Genomic DNA, 19,001 nt, shown 5'->3' on the forward strand with positions numbered 1-19,001 from the left:
CTTGAGAATAGCTAACATTATGATAATGGTTAACATTTCAATATAAGGGATTAATGCTGCGCGCCAGCATTTCCCTCAAACTATCTTCTATTTGTGAATCTTTTCACAGAATACTCTTCCTGCAGTGCTTAGCCTTAAGAATAGCCTTTCTATTTTTATATTTTGTTATTAACAGCTTGCCTTAATTTACTCAAGCATTAAGGAATAAAATATGCCACAACAAAATTATCTCGATGAGCTCACGCCTGCTTTTACCCCATTATTAGCAATAAAAGAGGCTTCCCGCTGTTTATTATGTCACGATGCCCCCTGTAGTCAGGATTGCCCGGCGCAAACCGATCCCGGAAAATTTATTCGATCCATTTATTTTCGCAATTTTAAAGGCGCTGCCGAAACTATCCGGGAAAATAATGCGCTCGGTGCAGTATGCGCCAGGGTTTGCCCAACCGAAAAATTATGTCAGCGCGGATGTACACGTTCAGGTATTGATAAACCGATCGATATTGCACGTCTGCAGCGCTTTATTACCGATTTTGAACAGCAAACGGCAATGAAAATCTATCAGCCAGCGACAGAAAAGCTGGGCAAGGTTGCCGTCATCGGTGCGGGCCCGGCAGGGTTACAGGCCAGCGTAACGCTAAGTAATCTTGGTTATGACGTCACCATCTTCGAAAAACAGGCTCAGCCAGGTGGCTGGTTGCGCTATGGCATCCCTGAGTTTCGTCTGCCGCAATCGGTTTTGGATCTTGAAATTGCCCGTATCGTTGAAATGGGCGTGACCATCACGTGCAATTGCGAAGTCGGCAATGCCCTTTCCGTTGAGCAACTCAAAGCGAATTATCGCGCCGTACTGGTTACCGTGGGGATGTCTTACGGTTCAACGTTACCTCTGTTTGAGAGAGCGAATAACGTTGAAATTGCCGTCGATTTCCTGCAACGCGCCCGGCAAGCCAGCGGCGATATTACCGTCGCGCAAAGTGCATTAATCATCGGCGGTGGCGACGTGGCGATGGATGTCGCCAGTACCTTAAAGTTGCTGGGCTGTCCGTCAGTCACCTGTGTAGCGCGTGAAGAACTGGCTGATTTCCCGGCCAGCGACAAAGAATTCAACAGCACCCAGGCATTAGGGGTATCGATTATTGACGGTTTCACGCCTGTGGCGGTTAACGGAAATCGGGTTTCCTTTAAACACGTACGCTTGCCAGGTGAACTCTCGCTTGAAGCCGAGCACATTATTCTTGCCGTCGGCCAACACGCTCAGCTTGATAATTTTGCCGCGTTAAAGCCCCAGCACAATCTTATCGATACGCAAAACTACCAAACCACCGATCCTGTCCTGTTTGCTGCTGGTGATATTGTTGAGGGCGATAAAACGGTTGTTTACGCCGTGAAAACCGGTAAAGAAGCAGCTCAGGCCATTCATCACTATTTAGAGGGAGCTTGCTCATGTTAACGAAAGATCTTTCTATTACCTTTTGCGGCGTCAAATTCCCCAACCCATTCTGCCTCTCTTCCTCTCCGGTGGGCAATTGCTATGAAATGTGCGCCAAAGCCTATGAAAGTGGCTGGGGCGGTATTGTTTTTAAAACGATCGGGTTCTTTATTGCGAATGAGGTCTCTCCGCGCTTTGATCATCTCAGCAAAGAAGATACCGGCTTTATTGGCTTCAAAAACATGGAGCAAATTGCCGAGCATCCGCTGGAGGAGAATCTGGCCGCAATCCGCCGACTGAAACAGGACTATCCGAACAAGGTTCTGATTGCGTCGATCATGGGGGAAAATGAACAGCAATGGCAGGAACTGGCCCGCCTGGTTGAAGAGGCCGGTGCCGACATGATCGAGTGTAACTTCTCGTGCCCGCAAATGACCTCGCATGCTATGGGCAGCGATGTAGGACAAAGCCCTGAGCTGGTTGAAAAATATTGTTGGGCAGTGAAACGCGGATCGTCCCTGCCAATGCTGGCAAAAATGACGCCGAACATTGGTGATATGTGTGAGGTGGCGCTGGCGGCAAAACGTGGAGGTGCGGATGGTATCGCGACCATCAATACAGTTAAATCCATCACTAACATCGACCTGAACAGGAAAATCGGGATGCCGGTCGTCAACGGCAAATCCAGTATTTCCGGCTACTCCGGCAAGGCCGTTAAGCCTATCGCCCTGCGATTTATCCAACAACTGCGGATGCACCCTGAACTGCGGGATTTCCCAATTAGCGGCATCGGAGGAATTGAAACCTGGGAAGATGCAGCCGAGTTTTTACTGTTAGGCGCGGCCACGCTGCAGGTGACCACCGGGATCATGCAGTATGGATATCGGATTGTGGAGGACATGATCAGCGGATTGTCACATTACCTCGCCGATCAAGGGTTTGACTCACTGGAGGAGATGGTGGGTCTAGCCAATGCCAATATTATCCCCGCTGAGGAACTTGACCGTAGCTACATCGTCTATCCGAATATCCATCTGGATAAATGCGTTGGCTGCGGTCGCTGCTACATCTCCTGTTACGACGGTGGGCATCAGGCAATGGAATGGAACGAAGAAACCCGCACGCCGCACTGCAACACGGAAAAATGTGTCGGATGCTTGCTGTGCGGTCACGTTTGCCCGGTAGCCTGTATCGAACTGGGTGAGGTGAAATTTAAACCTGGTGAGAAAGCGCACGAGTTAACGTTGTAATACTGACAAAAAAGCCCGGTACAGATTGCGCTGTGCCGGGATTTTTGCGTTATACGATTACTTCTTACGCGCGTACTTCAGTGAGTCCAGCGCGACCGCGAAGATAATAATGCCGCCCTTGATAATATACTGCCAGTAAGGGTTCACACCAATGTAGGTCAGACCATAGTTGATAACGGTGAAGATAATCACACCGGTCACCACGCCAAACACGGTCCCTACCCCGCCGCTGAACGACACGCCGCCAACCACGCACGCGGCAATCGCATCCAGCTCATACATAAAGCCGAGGTTGTTGGTTGCCGAACCGATACGCCCGGCTTCGAGCAAACCACCAAACGCATAGAACACGCCAGACAACGCATAGATGATCAGCAGGTTCAGCGCAACGTTTACCCCGGACACTTTCGCCGCTTCCGGGTTTCCGCCGATAGCAAAAATATTCTTACCGAAGCGGGTTTTATTCCACAGCACCCATACAAAGGCCACGGCAATCAGCGCGTAGAAGGTGATGTAGGAGAGTCGGAAACTGCCCAGCGCAATAAAGCCCTGCGCAAAGGTTGAGAATCCGCTGTCGAAGCCAGAAATTGGCGATGCGCCGACGAAGTCGTAGTACAGGGAGTTGATCCCGTAAACGATAATCATCGTACCCAGGGTGGTAATAAACGGCGTCACGTTCAGATAAGCGATGATGATACCGTTCACCAGACCGATAATGGCGCCAATCACGCAGACAATCAGCACCACCACGATAATTGGCATCGTCGCCATTTCCGGGAACACCTTGTTGGCGTTCTCCATCGACTGCAGCAAGGTTGCCGCCACGACCGCCGCAAGGCCAACCTGACGTCCCGCAGACAGGTCGGTCCCCTGGGTAACAATCAGCCCTGCCACACCCAATGCGATAATAATACGCACCGAAGATTGCGTCAGAATATTACTCAGGTTCAGTAAGCTTAAGAAAGTGGGATCCTGGAAAATAATAATCGCCAGCAAAACCAAAAGAACAACGTAAATTCCGCCTTCTTTCAGATAAGTAAGAAAACTTTTCTTATTTAACGCACTCATGAGGAGCCCCTAATCTTAAAGGTGCAAAGACGCAAGACGGAGGATTTCGTTTTGCGTTGTCGTTTTAGTGTCAACAATCCCGGCAACGAGACCATTACTCATCACCAGGATACGATCTGTAATACCCAATAGCTCCGGCATTTCAGAGGAAATAATAATAATCCCCTTATCCTTTTTCGCGAGTTCGGCAATCAGCTGATAAATTTCAAATTTCGCGCCGACATCGATACCACGTGTAGGTTCATCCAGCATCAGAATTTCTGGCTGCGTTAATAGCCAACGGCCAATAACCACCTTTTGCTGATTACCACCAGACAGTGAACCGATTTGTGTACGATGGCCCGGCGTTTTCACCCTCATGGAGTCAATTACCCATTGGGTATCACTCTTCATGCGGGAATTATCCAGCAGACCGACTTTATTTTTATAGTTTTGGATATTGGAGATTAACGAGTTAAAACCAATATCCAGGTACGCGTAAATACCGGTTGAGCGGCGTTCTTCCGTGACCAGCGCAAAACCATGATTGATGGCCTCATTTGCGCTGTGGTTATTAATTTTTTTGCCATGTAGCGTAATTGTACCCGATGATTTCTCACGAATACCAAACAGCGTTTCAACGATATCAGTACGTTTAGCGCCGACCAGACCAGCAATCCCGAGAATTTCCCCTTTGTGCAAATCAAACGAGACATCACGAATTGACGGCTGACGCAGCGAGGTCAGGTTACGCACTTGCAGAATCACTTCACCGGGCTTGTTTTCTTTGTCCGGAAAACGTTGGTTCAGTGAACGCCCTACCATCATGGCGATGATCTTATCCATATCCAGCCCTTCCAGCGGCTGGGTCGCAATCCACTGGCCGTCGCGCAGCACGGTGATTTCATCACACAGTTGGAAAATTTCTTCCATTTTGTGAGAAATATAAACAATACCGCATCCACGTTCTTTCAGCTTACGGATGATGGTGAACAGATGATTAACTTCTTTCTCGGTTAACGATGACGTTGGTTCATCCATGATGACGATTTTGGCGTCATAGGAGAACGCTTTCGCAATTTCAATCATCTGCATTTGTGAAACGGATAATGTGCCGACGCGTGCGCGCGGATCGATATCAATATCCAGCTCATCAAATATCGCTTTGGTATCACGGTACATTTTTTCCTGATCGACAAACATACCTTTGGTGGGATAGCGTCCCAACCACATGTTGTCCATCACAGAACGTTGTAATACCAGGTTTAATTCCTGATGTACCATCGAAATACCATTCTCAAGCGCTTCTTTAGCAGAATGAAAATCGATTTCTTTACCCTGAAATAAAATACTACCGGAATCTTTTTGATAGATGCCGAAAAGACATTTCAATAATGTGGATTTCCCCGCACCATTCTCCCCCATTAAGGCGTGGATCGAATGTGGGCGGACTTTTAAATTGACATTATCAAGAGCCTTAACGCCGGGGAAGGACTTGTTGATGCCGGTCATTTCCAACAAGTATTCGCCTGACGACTGAGTATGTGTGCTGACCATAATTATACCTTGTTGGCCTTGCAGAGTGCGTTATTAAGGGCGCAATGATATTGCGCCCACAGACGGAGTATTTACTTATTGGTAAACTCTGCCAGATTATCTTTATCAACACCTACGTACGGAACACGAACAATTTTGTTCTCAATTTTCCAGTTGGTGCCATCAGCCGCACCTTTGCCATCAGCAAGGTTTTTCGCCAGATCAAAGGTAGCTTTCGCCTGGTTGTTAGCATCGTTCAGCACGGTACCGGCCATAGCACCAGATTTCACCAGCGCCAGTGCTTCAGGCAGGGCATCCACGCCAAATACCGGTACGCTGGTTTTGTTATGTGCCTTCAGCGCTTCAACTGCGCCCATTGCCATCGCATCGTTGTTGGCGATAACCACTTCGATTTTGTTCGCGTTCGGACCGGACATCCACGCATCCATCTTATCTTTCGCCTGAGCGGTATCCCACATTGCAGTATCTAACTGCAGTTGCTCAGTTTTAATGCCTTTGTCGTTCAGCTCTTTAATCACGTAAGTAGTACGTGCTTCAGCATCCGGGTGTCCCGGTTCGCCTTTCAGCAGAACAAACTGAATTTTGCCGTCTTTGTTCAGGTCCCAGTTCGGGTTAGCTGCCCAGTGTTTAGCAATCAAATCACCCTGAATAATACCGGACTCTTTAGAGTCAGTACCGACATAATACGCTTTGTCATAGCTGTCCAGCGCCTTGCGAGAAGGTTCTTTGTTGAAGAACACGATCGGTACGTTCTGCCCGCGTGCTTTTTCAATGACCGTGCCTGCCGCTGCCGGGTCAACCAGGTTAATCGCCAGTGCTTTAACGCCTTTTGCCAGCAGCACGTCGATCTGATCGTTTTGTTTGGACTGGTCGTTCTGCGAGTCGTTCATCAGCAGCTGTACATCTGGCGCCGCTTTGGCATCTTTTTCAATAGCCTTACGTACTACTGACATAAAGTTATCGTCATACTTATAGATAGTCACACCAATGCGGGTATCAGCAGCGTGCGCAGCCGCGCCGAATAACATGCTTGCCATTACAGCAGACAGGGTCAACACCTTCTTATTCATGGTATCTCCGGTTTTAATATGCAGGGTAGTACTTGAGATAAATGCTCGGCAGGCAGAACGTTACTGAAGTGTTACTGAACGCCGAAGCTCACTTTTAAAAATATTTCTTCCGTGTCTGGCAACGCTCCAAAAACAGGCTTTATTAGTTGTTTAAGGCAGCTATACCTCGATGAAAGTGATTATTCACCGTTACATAGTAGTTACAGCGCAACAAACAGTGTCATCATAGCTATCGCATTGTTAATATACTGTGAATTTACTCACATATTGAAAGCGGTTACATCGCGCTGAGTTATTAGTTAGTGATCGATGCCGCATTCTGCCGCAGCGCCACTGAATGGCGACGTACCAGCGTCGGCATAAAGCAATGCGTCGCCTGCGGATCTAACGTACCTGCCGCCCCTTGTAACGCGAGCTCCGTCGCCATTTTTGCCATTGAGGCAATGGGATAACGCACGGTGGTCAGTTGCGGATCGGTGTAACGTGCGATGGGAATATCATCGAAGCCAATGATTGAAAGGTGTAATGGAATAGCAATACCGTTATCTTTTAGCGCGGTCAGCGCGCCGGCAGCCATATTGTCGTTGTAGGCGAACACCGCCGTCAGTTGTAAATTGCGCCCCAGCAGTTCCACCATCGCAGATTCTCCGCCCTGCATATCGGGCGAACCGGTGCCGACCCAGCTTTCTGCCGCCACTATCCCCTGCTCATTCAGGGCGCTTAACCATCCCTCTTTACGCATGGCATCATCTTCAATGCGGTGGCTTGATGCCAGATACCCGATGCGTTGATGACCATTATTAAGCAACATGCGGGTCGCCATTTTGGCACCGCTGATGTTATCCAGGCAGACGCAACGATGGGCGTAACCCGGCACCAGGCGGTTGATCAGCACCATGCCAGGGATCTGATCCATAAACTCAGCCAGCTCCCGATCGCTCAGTGCTTTAGAGTGAACAATCAGTGCGTTACAGCGTTGACGAATCAACACTTCAATGGCGTGGCGTTCTTTTTCAGCCTCATGGTAGCTGTTGCCAATCAGGACGTACTTCTGATGCTGTTGGGCAACCATATCCACGGCTTTTACCAGCGCGCCAAAAAATGCGTCTGAAACATCCATGACCACAACGCCAATTGTGTCGCTCACCTGCGTCGCCAGCGCTTGCGCGTTGGCATTCGGTCGATAGCCCAACTGAGTGACCGCCTTCATTACCGCTTCACGCGTATCGGGACTCACCAGCGCGCTGTTATTCAGTACGCGGGAAACAGTCGCGACCGAAACGCCAGACTGCCGTGCCACATCACGGATGGTTACCATATTCACTGCCCTGTTTTAGATTGCGGTTAACCGCAGACACCCCAGGCTGGATATTTTGTCAGCACAATGAAATGGGCTGCGTGAGTGAGGTCACAGGAATGAAAGCGCTTACATCCATTTTGTTAATGAATGTGATCCAGATCGTTATCTGGATGTACGAGGCAATGACGTCCCCGCCGCACGCAGAGTTAATTGGCGCCACAACCACTCCACCGGGCCCTGCCGGTAAAAACGTAGCCATATGACGGAGAACAGCAGATTTACGGCCCAGACCGGAATGACGAAATACAGCAGCTCCAGCCGGTCGAATTTCATAAACAAGCCCGCCTGGTAAAACAGCGTGGTACAGATTAAGGTCTGTAACAGATAGTTGGTTAGCGCCATGCGCCCCACGCAGGCGATGGCAATGACCCATTTTAAGCGGCTAAGCTGCGGCCAGAAACCGAACATCAGCGCTGCGTAACCAAGGGTATGCAACGGCGCGCCCAACTCTCGCGGGGCTTGTAACAGGAAAGCACACCAGCGGTAGGCCCAGTCCAGTTGCCACTGAGCGATGATAGCAGGCAGGTTAATCGCCATCCCTGTAATGATCAGCAGCACGCCGGTACGTCTATAGTGCTGCAAACTATACTGTCCTTTTAGCCAGCCGCTGCGCATTAATGCTGCGCCGAGCAGCATCATCCCCGCCAGTTGCCAGCCGTACTGCGCACCCAACGCCAGCAAGCTATTGGACATCATATCCACGCGATTGCTGACTGCTTCCATTCCGCCGTTCACCTTCCAGTATTTTTCATACAGCAACGCTGAAGCATCCGGTGTCCAGGCGCGACTGGTCTCACTCCCGGAGATCACGCCCAGCAGCAGCAGTACGCCAACGCCCACCAAATAAAGCAGCACGCCGGTATTAAATAAACTTTTTACCGACGGCGCATCACGGATCAACCGCCAACAAATCAGGCCGATTAAGCCATATGCCAGCAGAATATCGCCATCCCAGAAGAGTAAACCGTGAATAAAACCCAATAGCACCATCAGCGTAAGCCGCGACTGGATCCAGCGTTTACCGCGTGGGAGCAGCATTTGCAGACCAGCACCGAACAGCAGCGCAAAAAGCGTGAGGAATTTTACCTGCGCAAAGAGATCGAGCAGCGCCCAGGTCCAGGCGTCGGATAAGGTGATGTTGCCATACCACGCGGGATTGAGGTATGCCGCCTTTGGCAGGCCAAAGGCGCTAATATTGAGAAGCAGGATACCAAGGATGGCGACGCCACGAATAAAATCCAGCGTGACATTACGCTCCATGGTCCCTGCCCCGATCAGTTGTGGTGGCGTACTGCGCGCAGGAATTCCTGACGCGTGTTCTGGCTGGACTTAAACAATCCGCCAAGAGACGTGGTCGTGGTCGCGCTGGTCGCATCATGAATGCCGCGCGCTTTCACACAGTAATGCACCGCATCAATCGACACTGCTACATTGTTCGTCCCGAGCAGCGTTTGCAGCGCGGTGAGAATTTGCTGAGTCAGGCGTTCCTGTACCTGCGGACGCTGAGCGAAGAACTGCACAATGCGGTTAATCTTCGACAGACCAATGACCGAATCTTTCGGGATGTACGCCACTGTCGCCTTGCCATCGATAGTGACAAAGTGGTGTTCGCAGGTGCTGGTCAGCGTGATATCGCGGACCGTGACCATCTCATCCACCTTCATTTTGTTTTCAATGACGGTGATTTTCGGGAAGTTGGCGTAATCGAGGCCGGAGAAAATCTCATCAACATACATTTTCGCAATGCGATGCGGAGTTTCCATCAAACTGTCATCGCTCAAATCAAGGTTGAGCAATTGCATAATCTCGGTCATATGACCTGAGATCAGACGTTTGCGCGTTTCGTTATCCATCTCTTGCACGGGCGGGCGTAGTGGTGTTTCAAGACCACGCGCCACCAGCGCTTCATGAACCAGGGCCGCTTCTTTACTGAGTGATGACATTTCTTCTTCTCCTGCAGGTGGGGCGCCTCTGCCCTGCATGGGGCAAAGTTTTTAGGCTGTGTCACAGCCAGAACATTGTGCGTGAGGCGGCGCACATAATCCAGTATTCACCGCGATAATTATTGAAATTGGCACAGCCTTTCAGCGTAGCAATTTCACTTACTGTTTAGCCCGGTGATATCGAGTGTTAATGTAAAGTTATATAGATGATGAAGTATGTTTGCTCAATGCGGAAGTGAAAGTTACTCACGGTGCAATGAATAATCTGTATTATGGTGAGTTCGCAAACACATTCAGGTTCAACACAACAAGGAGCCACGCATGGAAATGCTTGAAGAGCACCGCTGTTTTGAAGGTTGGCAGCAACGCTGGCGTCACGACTCCGCCACGCTAAATTGCGCTATGACCTTCAGTATTTTTCTTCCCCCACCCCGCGATAACGCTCCGCCTCCGGTGCTGTACTGGCTGTCAGGTTTGACCTGCAATGATGAAAACTTCACGACGAAAGCCGGGGCGCAACGCATCGCGGCTGAGCTGGGTATAGTCCTGGTGATGCCGGACACCAGCCCGCGTGGCGAGCAGGTTGCCAACGATGAGGGTTACGATTTAGGTCAGGGAGCCGGTTTTTACCTTAATGCCACCCAGCAGCCGTGGGCAAGCCATTTTCGCATGTATGACTATCTGCGTGATGAGCTTCCGGCCCTGATCCAATCGCAGTTTAACGTCAGCGATCGCTGCGCGATCAGCGGGCATTCTATGGGCGGTCACGGCGCATTAATTATGGCGCTGAAAAATCCCGGGAAATACACCAGTGTTTCCGCCTTTGCGCCGATCGTAAATCCTTGCCGCGTTCCCTGGGGCGAGAAAGCCTTCAGTGCTTATCTGGGTGAAGATAAATCGCTGTGGGCCGAATGGGATAGCTGCGCGTTAATGTTGGCCAGCAAGCCCGCAGATGCGATTCCAACGCTGATTGATCAGGGTGATAGCGATCAGTTTCTTGCCGATCAGTTGCAGCCCGCGGTACTGGCCGAAACAGCACGTCAGACCGCATGGCCAATGACCTTACGCATCCAGCCGGGTTACGATCACAGCTATTACTTTATTGCGTCGTTTATCGAGGATCACCTGCGATTCCACGCCCAGTATTTGCTGAAGTGATCACCAGTAAAGGGTATTTTCTATTGCCGCGCTGTAGCTCATCTCTTCTGACTGCGGCGCGGACGCTTTACGATTTAGATCGGCCGCCTGTTGGCGTACCTGTAATCGCCCCACGCTCTCACCGCCTTCATGACCTTCGTTAAAATTACGCACTTCAGACTCGAATAAGATTGCATCCAGGTGATGCAACTTATTCAGTGCACGCAACAGGGAGATAAGCGTATCAAGATTCAATCCCCCACCTTTCTCAATTCGTTTAATGGTTGCAATCCCCACCTGAGCACTGTCGGCAAACTGCTGCTGGGTCAGGGCCAAGGAAATCCGCGTTTCCCGGATACGCGCGCATAATGACAAGATGATTTCATCATTATTCATGGTGTGATATTTCATGCCACTCTCTCCGTTTTCTGGGCTGAATTTTTCCCAGACAGCCATGATACGTTTCACGGTATTTCGCGCTCATGTCTTTACCCGTTTCATACATAGCTGCAATTACCTCATCGAGCGAAACGCATGGCTCACTGATGCGGCTTATCGCCATCGTTGCGGCGTTAATTGCTTTTACTGACGAAATCGCGTTGCGTTCAACACAGGGAATTTGTACCTGCCCGCCAACCGGATCGCAGGTAAGCCCCAGATGATGTTCCATGGCAATTTCTGCGGCGCTCAGCACCTGACCGACTGAGGCCCCCATCAGTTCTGCTAAGCCGGCTGCCGCCATCGAACTTGCCACGCCGATCTCCCCCTGACACCCGACCTCAGAACCTAAAATAGAGGCATTTTGTTTGAACAGTAACGCGATGGCGCCAGCGGTAAGAAAAAAGCGGGTAACCGATGCGTTATCCAGTTCACAGATAAACTTATCGTACCAACTAAGGACCGCCGGGATGATACCGCTCGCGCCATTAGTCGGCGCGGTCACCACCCGCCCACCGGCGGCATTCTCCTCACTGACGGCAATCGCAAAGGCATTGACCCAGTTGAGGTTGGTGAGAAAGTCGTTAGCAGAGGGTCTCATTGCCAGTGATTTATGCAATGCGCAAGCTCTGCGCGGTACCTGATACGGCCCCGGCAACAGCCCCTCAGTATGCAGACCGCGCTGGACTGCCTGCTGCATAATCGCCCAAACGTACGAAAAATAGTCATGCAACGCCGCCTGGGAATGCACCTGTAACTCATTTTTCATCATTAATGCCGCAACGGATAAACCATTGCGCTGACACAGATCCTGCAGTTGCGCCGCATGCTGAAAAGCAAAAGGATATACGTTTTCTTGCGCCGCTGTCTCGGGCGTCGACGCGCCGGGTTTACGAACCTGTCCGGCGCCGGTTGAAAACCATGTTTCTTCATACAACGTAAAATAATCATCCCGGGCGCGAAACGTCATCGCATAGGGATGACCGGCATGCGGTTGCTGATTAGCCAGAATCGTCACCGTCACGGCAACTGAAGGAGAGAGCAGCAAAATACCGTTCTGTTCAGCACGTTTAATGGCCTCCATTTGCTGACGTAAATCAACATCATCCGGCTGGTTACCCAACAGCCCCAGATAAAGAGCGATATCAACGTTATGACACTTGCGGCTTAATGAGAGCGCACCGTATAGCTCAACCTCGATTTCTCGCGTTAGCGGTAAGATCTCCTGTAGCTTTAATTGTGAAATGAAGTTAAACGCGGCACGCATTGGCCCTACTGTTCTTGAACTGGAAGGCCCAATGACGACTTTAAAAATATCAATACAACTTTCCATTTTAGACCCATCCTGTTAGTCAAAATAGAATATACCGCCAGTAGCAACAGACCGTGACGTGTATATCAAAAATGATACCTTTCAGACTTTGTTTATTTATTGGTATAAAAAACAATACTATTTTTTCTTTTTTTTAACATTCACATCTGTGATAAAGCAGGATTCAATCGCCACCCCCTACTATTACAATAACCTTAATTTACAGGAGTGACATAATGGCAATTATTTATTTTATTAGTGCAAAAGAACCTGAAAAACTGCAGGCATAGTTGCATGAAACGTTTCTAAATCGCGATACAAAAGAAAATCAGTGCACACTGGAACAATCACATATAACGCACATCAATAAATCATATTTTAAATTGTCAATACCAGATAAATCATTCACAAATGAAATATATAAAAAACTGCGAATCACGTCATTCGCTCAGCAGTTTGATTTTTTCATTAAACCGCAAATCATTCCAGCGAAAGGAATTATTGCATTCGACATGGACTCGACATTTATCGAAGAAGAAGGTGTCGATGAAATTGCGCGCGTGCTCGGCATCTCCGCACAGATAGCAGAGCTGACGAAGCAGGCGATGGAAGGAAAGCTGGATTTCAATAGCAGCTTTACCCGGCGCATCGGGATGTTAAAAGGAACCCATATCGATGTGATTAATGCCGTATGCGATCAAATGACCGCTTCTCCCGGCATTACCACTATTTTGCCCATTCTCAAACAGAAAGGATTTAAATCGGCGATCATTTCTGGTGGTTTAGACATTTTTACTCGCAGGTTACAGGAAAAATATCATCTGGATTATGTTTTTTCTAATACCGTTGAAATCAGGGACGGTAAACTGACAGATAATATCGCTGCGCCTATCATGAATGCAGATAATAAACAAAAAACATTGGAGCGACTCGCCAATACATTGCAGATACCGCAGCATAATATTATCGCCTGCGGTGATGGCGCTAACGATATTCCCATGCTGACATATGCAGGCACGGGGATTGCTTGGAAAGCTAAACCGGCGGTCAGAGAGTTAATAACAAATCAAATTAACTTTCACGGATTCGAGTCACTTTTGTTCTTGATCGAAAATGGATTATAACCCACGAGCACTGCCTGAAGGGAAACTCATATGAGCTTAAAATCGTTTATATTCAGCCAGACTGATAAGCCGGTTGTAAAAGAAAAACAAGAGATTGACCATACTTACAAAAAATTCAGGATAGAGATCATTACCTCGGTTTTTATCTCTTACGCTGTCTTTTATTTAACGCGTAAAAACTTTTCAGCGGCCATGCCGGCAATGTTGTCTGATACCGCTCTGACTGCAGAAGATTTTGCCATCATGTCTTCACTGTTTTACATCCTGTATGGGTCAATGAAGTTTGTTGGCGGCATGCTGGTTGATAAAATCAATCCGAAAGCCATGACCGGCCCGGTGCTCATTGGCGTTGGGATCGTCAATATTCTTTTTGGTTTTTCCGACAGCGTCGCTGCGTTTTATGTGCTGTACAGCCTCAACGCCATTCTCCAGGGCACCAGTTTTCCGCCAATGGCAAAGATCATGGCATCCTGGTTTTCCAAAAATGAACGTGGGCGTTGGTGGGCGGTCGTTGAGGCGGCGCATAATATCGGCGGCAGTCTCGCCCCACTGTTGACCAGTTTTGCGATTGTCTGGAGCGGCAGCTGGAAAATGGGTTTTTATGTGCCGGGCGCGATCTCCCTGCTGATGGGGATTGTTGCACTCTTTACGATTAAAGACCGTCCCGGGACCTTAGGTTTGCCTAACGTTGGAGAATGGCGCAATGATCCGACAGAACTTGCCCAGGTTAAGGCCAGTCCAGTTAACCTCTCCTTTTGGCAGATTTTCGTTAAATATATCCTGATTAACCCGCTGGTATGGATTATTATCATCGGCGATATGTCTGTTTATATTGCCCGCACCATTCTCAACGACTGGCCGCAAATTTACTATTCGCAGGTACATGGCTGGAGCCTGATTAAGGCCAACTCCATTATCTCGTGGTTTGAAGGCGGTGGACTTGCCGGAGGACTACTGGCGGGTTACTTATCGGACTTTATGTTTAAAAGTAATCGCTGGATGACAGGACTAATATTCGCCTTAATGCTGTGCGTGTGTATTACCTTAATCCCAGTGGTACAGGATACTTCATATACCATTACGGCGATACTCTTCACCATAATGGGGTTCGCCCTGTACGGCCCGCATATGCTTTTTGCCGTCGGTTGTCTGGATGTTACTCATAAAGATGCAGCGGGATCGATAACCGGCTTCCGGGGATTATTTAGCTATGTCGGCGCGGCATTAGCAGGCGTACCGGTGATATTAGTGAAGAATAGCTGGGAGTGGTCTGGTGTTTATCTGTATGCCGTGATCGCCATCCTGTTAACAACCCTGTCACTGGCCTTACTCGCCAAATTCCATCGGCTATAAGCCAGCCAAAACAGGACAGCGGTGTTATAGCCGCTGTCCTTAAGTCAAAAACGTAAGCCATTCTTCAGCATCAAAAAGGTTTCCCCTCTTCATTCGTCTCGCTTTCATTACTTTTTCTCCTTTTTTCTCACTCCATTATCTTATTGATTAAAAAGCATTTCCCTCGAAATAAAATCAAACACAAATGATTTCTATTATCATTTGTGTTTACAAAAATTAATGATTTTGTACAATCACCCCGCTTCTTTACTGAAAAGAGTCCTTAAAAGACAAATACATACAATTGTCATGGCCTTTCACATGACGCGCAGTTTGATTCATTTAAATGGAATGATACAAATGACTATACCTCACGTTAAGGCTGTAGCTGCCGCAGTATGCGTCGCCAGTCTCCCATCACTCGGCCATGCCGCAGAACAAGACACCGTGGTAGTAACAGCTACCGGCTTTGAGCAGAAAATACAGGATGCTCCGGCGTCGATATCTGTTATTACCAAGCAGCAGATCGAAGATAAAGCCTATCGCGATGTCACCGATGCGCTAAAAGATGTCCCTGGCGTCGTCGTCACCGGCGGGGGGAGCAGCAGCGACATCAGTATTCGCGGTATGGCTTCGCAATACACGCTCTTCCTGGTCAACGGTAAACGCATCAGCACCCGCGGCACACGCCCGAACAGCGACAATTCAGGTATTGAGCAAGGTTGGCTGCCGCCGCTGGAATCCATCGAGCGTATTGAAGTCATCCGTGGCCCGATGTCGTCCCTGTATGGTTCCGATGCGATGGGCGGCGTCATTAACGTCATCACCAAGAAAGTCTCGAATACCAAAGCCTGGACCGGCTCTCTGCACGGCGACGCCACGTTCCAGGAGGACAGAGACTCCGGCGATATTTACCAGACCAACGCCTATGCGTCCGGGCCACTGATTGACGGATTACTTGGTGCGAAGGTGACCGGGTTATTCTCCCATCGGGCGGAAGATAAAATCCTCAATGGCTACAATGAACAGCGTATGCGTAACGGAGGGTTAACCCTGAACTTTACGCCAGATGATAAAAATGACGTCGACTTCGATTACGCTCGTGAATTGCAAGACCGCGACAGTACGCCGGGCAAATCTATGGCTGAGGAAAACTGCCGCAACGGAAGCTGTAAGCCCAACAGTAAAAGCGAAAGCAAGTATGTACACACGACCTATTCCTTAACCCACAGTGGTTATTACGACGACTTCAACTCCACCAGCTATGTCCAGCAGGAAGAGAGCGAAAACCCGGGTCGCCAGATGAAGTCTTACAACACGATTTTCAATAACCAGAATCAGGTCTTCCTCGGGGCGCACACCCTGACGTTAGGCGGGCAATACCGTTATGAGAAATTGCGTGATAACGGGAATCAGCTACAAGCTGCTGATGGGCTGAACAAACTGACCCGCTGGAGCTGGGCGTTGTTTGCTGAAGATGAATGGGCCGTTACCGATACCTTTACGTTGACCGGTGGTCTGCGTATGGATAAAGATGAAAACTACGGTGACAACTGGACGCCGCGCGGCTATGGCGTATGGCATCTGAGCGATCAATGGACCTTAAAAGGCGGCGTTTCGGCGGGCTACCGTGCGCCAGACCTGCGCCAGTCATCAGCAAACTGGGGACAGGTCACCGGCGGCGGACGTCTGAACGGAATCATTGTCGGCAATCCAGACCTGAAGCCGGAGAAAAGCCTCAGCGAAGAAATCGGCTTACTGTGGGATAACGGCGACAACCTCAACGCAGGCGTCACCCTGTTCAATACCGACTTCAAAAACAAAATCACCGAGGTGCGTCGCTGTAACAGCAGTTCCGACCCGGCCTGTACTATCGGCAATACCACTTATGACTTCGTCAGCGATCGCGTTAACGTCGATAAAGCTAATATGCGCGGCGTAGAATCCACCTTCGGCTGGAAAATAACCTCCGACGTCAACTGGACGGCGAACTACACCTACACGGAATCTGAGCAGAAAAGCGGTCAGTTCTCCGGCCAGCCATTGAACAAAATGCCAAAGCATATGTTCAACACCACGCTGGACTGGCAGGCCACGCAGGATCTCGGTTTCTGGAGCCGCCTGAATCTGCGCGGGAAAACGTCTGAATACCTGAGCCGTACTTCTATGGCGCAGGGCACGCCGTCCTATACCCAGGTCGATGTGGGTTTACGCTACTATGCCACCAAGGATCTGTTGATGACTGCCGGCGTGTATAACGTGCTGGATAAGCAAATCGATTACGATACCTACGACACCGTCCTCGATGGTCGTCGTTACACGGTTGGCCTGACTTACAGCTTCTAAGTCTGGCGCAATAAAAAACCCCGGCACTCACCATGCCGGGGTTTTGTTATGCTTTTTATACTGTTATTTCTTCACGCGGCCCGGGAATTTCATTTCGCTATAGCGAACAAAATGGGTTCCTTTCGTCAGCTTATAGCCAAACCAGATAATCAGGAACAGTGGGATACCGATATAGGTAGCCATCACGCCGCCCCAGTCAATGCTGTCTTTCAGGAACGCTTCGTAGTTCTGACCGAGGGTAATAATCAGGCACAGCACAAAGGCGAAGATCGGCCCCAGCGGGAAGAAGCCAGAACGATACGGCAGATCTTTCACATCATGACCTTGCAGCACATAACCGCGACGGAAGCGATAGTGGCTAATGGCGATCCCCAGCCAGGCGATAAAGCCCGTCATCCCGGAGGTATTCAGCAACCACAGGTATACGGTCTGGTTGCCAAACATCGAGGTCAGGAAGCACAGCCCCGCCACCACGGTGGTCGCATACAGCGCGTTACGCGGTACACCGCCACGGGACAGTTTGCCGAAAATACGTGGCGCTTTGCCGTCACATGCCAGGGTGTAAAGCATACGCGTGGAGGCATACATCCCGGAGTTACCCGCAGATAGCACTGCCGTCAGGATAACTGCGTTCATCACCGCCGCCGCAGACAGCAGACCCGCATGCTGGAATACCAGCGTGAACGGGCTAACGCTGATGTCTTTCACATCGTTACGCAGCAGGCTCGGATCGGTGTACGGAATGATCAGGCTGATAATCAAAATCGCGAACACATAGAACAGCAGGATTCGCCAGAACACCTGACGGACCGCACGTGGGATATTCTTCTCAGGATCTTCAGATTCGCCTGCCGCGATACCGATCAGCTCAGTTCCCTGGAAGGAGAAGCCAACGATCATCGCCACGCCAATCATCGCAGCAAAACCACCGGCAAACGGTGCATCACCGGTCGTCCAGTTGCTCCAGCCCACTGGCTGAGCGCCTTTGAAGATACCGAAAATCATCATCACGCCAACCACGATGAAGATAATGACGGTGGTCACTTTGATCAGTGAGAACCAGTATTCCGCCTCACCGAATCCGCGAACGGAAATGTAGTTCAGCAGGAAAATAACGCCGAGGAACAGCGCGCTCCAGATCCAGCCCGGCGTGTCCGGGAACCACCAGCTCATTACCAACTGTGCGGCCACCAGGTCAACGGCAATCGTTACTGCCCAGTTGTACCAGTAGTTCCACCCCAGCGCGAAACCAAAGCCTTCTTCTACATAGTTCTGACCGTAGGTGGAGAACGAGCCGGAAACCGGCATGTAGGCAGCCAGTTCACCGAGACTGGTCATCAGGAAGTACACCATCAGGCCAATCAGAATATAGGAAAACAGCGCGCCGCCAGGACCCGCCGCAGAAATGGTTGCACCAGATGCAACGAAAAGACCCGTACCGATGGAACCACCAATGGCGATCATCGTCAGGTGACGCGCCTTCAGTTCACGACGTAGCGTGGGCGCTTCTGTGGTTTTAGTTTCGGAAACCATGTGAAAATGCTATCCATCCAAAAAATGAGGCGCGATTGTAGCAGACGAAACGGCATTCTTCCGGCACAAATGCGCTGTTATAAGAGACCTTCATGACTGGCCGCGGATTATAAGTAAAGC

15 protein-coding genes are annotated in these 19,001 nt (G+C 49.8%); 6 read left to right on the top strand and 9 right to left on the bottom strand.

Translation table 11 applies throughout. The features are described 5' to 3' along the window. Positions 1-211: 211 nt before the first annotated feature. Both ACU8YC_RS05600 and preA read left to right on the top strand, forming a co-directional pair. The gene (locus ACU8YC_RS05600) at positions 212-1,453 is read left to right on the top strand and encodes an NAD(P)-dependent oxidoreductase (protein ID WP_446895104.1); all 1,242 of its coding nucleotides are present in this window, start codon (positions 212-214) and stop codon (positions 1,451-1,453) included. Beyond that, a complete protein-coding gene (preA, locus tag ACU8YC_RS05605; protein ID WP_423390394.1) occupies positions 1,447-2,682 on the top strand; it encodes an NAD-dependent dihydropyrimidine dehydrogenase subunit PreA in 1,236 nt (411 codons plus the stop codon). The genes ACU8YC_RS05600 and preA overlap by 7 nt, the downstream gene beginning before the upstream one ends. 57 nt (positions 2,683-2,739) lie before the next feature. Here the strand turns inward: preA and mglC are convergent, their stop codons facing one another. From mglC to folE, 6 genes are all read right to left on the bottom strand, one after another. Further along, the gene (mglC, locus tag ACU8YC_RS05610; protein ID WP_003027393.1) at positions 2,740-3,750 is read right to left on the bottom strand and encodes a galactose/methyl galactoside ABC transporter permease MglC; all 1,011 of its coding nucleotides are present in this window, start codon (positions 3,748-3,750) and stop codon (positions 2,740-2,742) included. Positions 3,751-3,765: 15 nt separating this feature from the next. Continuing rightward, positions 3,766-5,286, bottom strand: a complete 1,521-nt coding sequence (mglA, locus tag ACU8YC_RS05615) for a galactose/methyl galactoside ABC transporter ATP-binding protein MglA (RefSeq protein WP_005129207.1) — start codon at positions 5,284-5,286, stop codon at positions 3,766-3,768. A gap of 71 nt (positions 5,287-5,357) precedes the next feature. Further along, positions 5,358-6,356, bottom strand: coding sequence for a galactose/glucose ABC transporter substrate-binding protein MglB (mglB, locus tag ACU8YC_RS05620; RefSeq protein ID WP_003027399.1), 999 nt, complete (start codon positions 6,354-6,356; stop codon positions 5,358-5,360). A 295-nt stretch (positions 6,357-6,651) separates the two neighbouring features. Continuing rightward, on the bottom strand, positions 6,652-7,674 hold the full coding sequence (gene galS / locus ACU8YC_RS05625) for an HTH-type transcriptional regulator GalS (protein ID WP_151219832.1): 1,023 nt from the start codon (positions 7,672-7,674) through the stop codon (positions 6,652-6,654). A gap of 144 nt (positions 7,675-7,818) precedes the next feature. Further along, the gene (gene yeiB, locus ACU8YC_RS05630; protein ID WP_446895105.1) at positions 7,819-8,976 is read right to left on the bottom strand and encodes a DUF418 domain-containing protein YeiB; all 1,158 of its coding nucleotides are present in this window, start codon (positions 8,974-8,976) and stop codon (positions 7,819-7,821) included. A gap of 14 nt (positions 8,977-8,990) precedes the next feature. Continuing rightward, positions 8,991-9,659, bottom strand: a complete 669-nt coding sequence (gene folE, locus ACU8YC_RS05635) for a GTP cyclohydrolase I FolE (protein WP_446895106.1) — start codon at positions 9,657-9,659, stop codon at positions 8,991-8,993. A gap of 321 nt (positions 9,660-9,980) precedes the next feature. On the opposite strand from folE, the gene fghA reads away from it, so the two are divergent. Next, positions 9,981-10,817 (top strand): S-formylglutathione hydrolase, encoded by an 837-nt coding sequence (fghA, locus tag ACU8YC_RS05640; RefSeq protein ID WP_370620008.1) that lies wholly within the window; start codon positions 9,981-9,983, stop codon positions 10,815-10,817. Here the strand turns inward: fghA and ACU8YC_RS05645 are convergent, their stop codons facing one another. Next, a complete protein-coding gene (locus tag ACU8YC_RS05645) occupies positions 10,818-11,207 on the bottom strand; it encodes a helix-turn-helix domain-containing protein (RefSeq protein WP_151219835.1) in 390 nt (129 codons plus the stop codon). Continuing rightward, complete coding sequence (locus tag ACU8YC_RS05650; RefSeq protein WP_446895107.1) at positions 11,185-12,567, bottom strand: L-serine ammonia-lyase; 1,383 nt, start codon at positions 12,565-12,567, stop codon at positions 11,185-11,187. The genes ACU8YC_RS05645 and ACU8YC_RS05650 overlap by 23 nt, the downstream gene beginning before the upstream one ends. 269 nt (positions 12,568-12,836) lie before the next feature. Between ACU8YC_RS05650 and serB the strand changes: the two genes are divergently transcribed. The 3 genes from serB to ACU8YC_RS05665 all read left to right on the top strand — a co-directional run bounded on the left by serB (position 12,837) and on the right by ACU8YC_RS05665 (position 17,348). Beyond that, entirely contained in the window at positions 12,837-13,670 is an 834-nt protein-coding gene (serB, locus tag ACU8YC_RS05655; RefSeq protein ID WP_446895108.1) for a phosphoserine phosphatase SerB, read from the top strand. A gap of 30 nt (positions 13,671-13,700) precedes the next feature. Then, positions 13,701-15,023, top strand: a complete 1,323-nt coding sequence (locus ACU8YC_RS05660; RefSeq protein ID WP_151219838.1) for an MFS transporter — start codon at positions 13,701-13,703, stop codon at positions 15,021-15,023. A 339-nt stretch (positions 15,024-15,362) separates the two neighbouring features. Further along, positions 15,363-17,348: a ligand-gated channel protein gene (locus ACU8YC_RS05665; RefSeq protein WP_151219839.1), complete on the top strand. Its 1,986-nt coding sequence runs from the start codon at positions 15,363-15,365 to the stop codon at positions 17,346-17,348. Positions 17,349-17,411: 63 nt separating this feature from the next. Here ACU8YC_RS05665 and lysP read toward each other — a convergent pair whose 3' ends face one another. Next, entirely contained in the window at positions 17,412-18,881 is a 1,470-nt protein-coding gene (gene lysP / locus ACU8YC_RS05670) for a lysine-specific permease (RefSeq protein WP_003027419.1), read from the bottom strand. Positions 18,882-19,001 lie beyond the last annotated feature (120 nt).

It is taken from the genome of Citrobacter sp. VF227, from assembly GCF_052950715.1.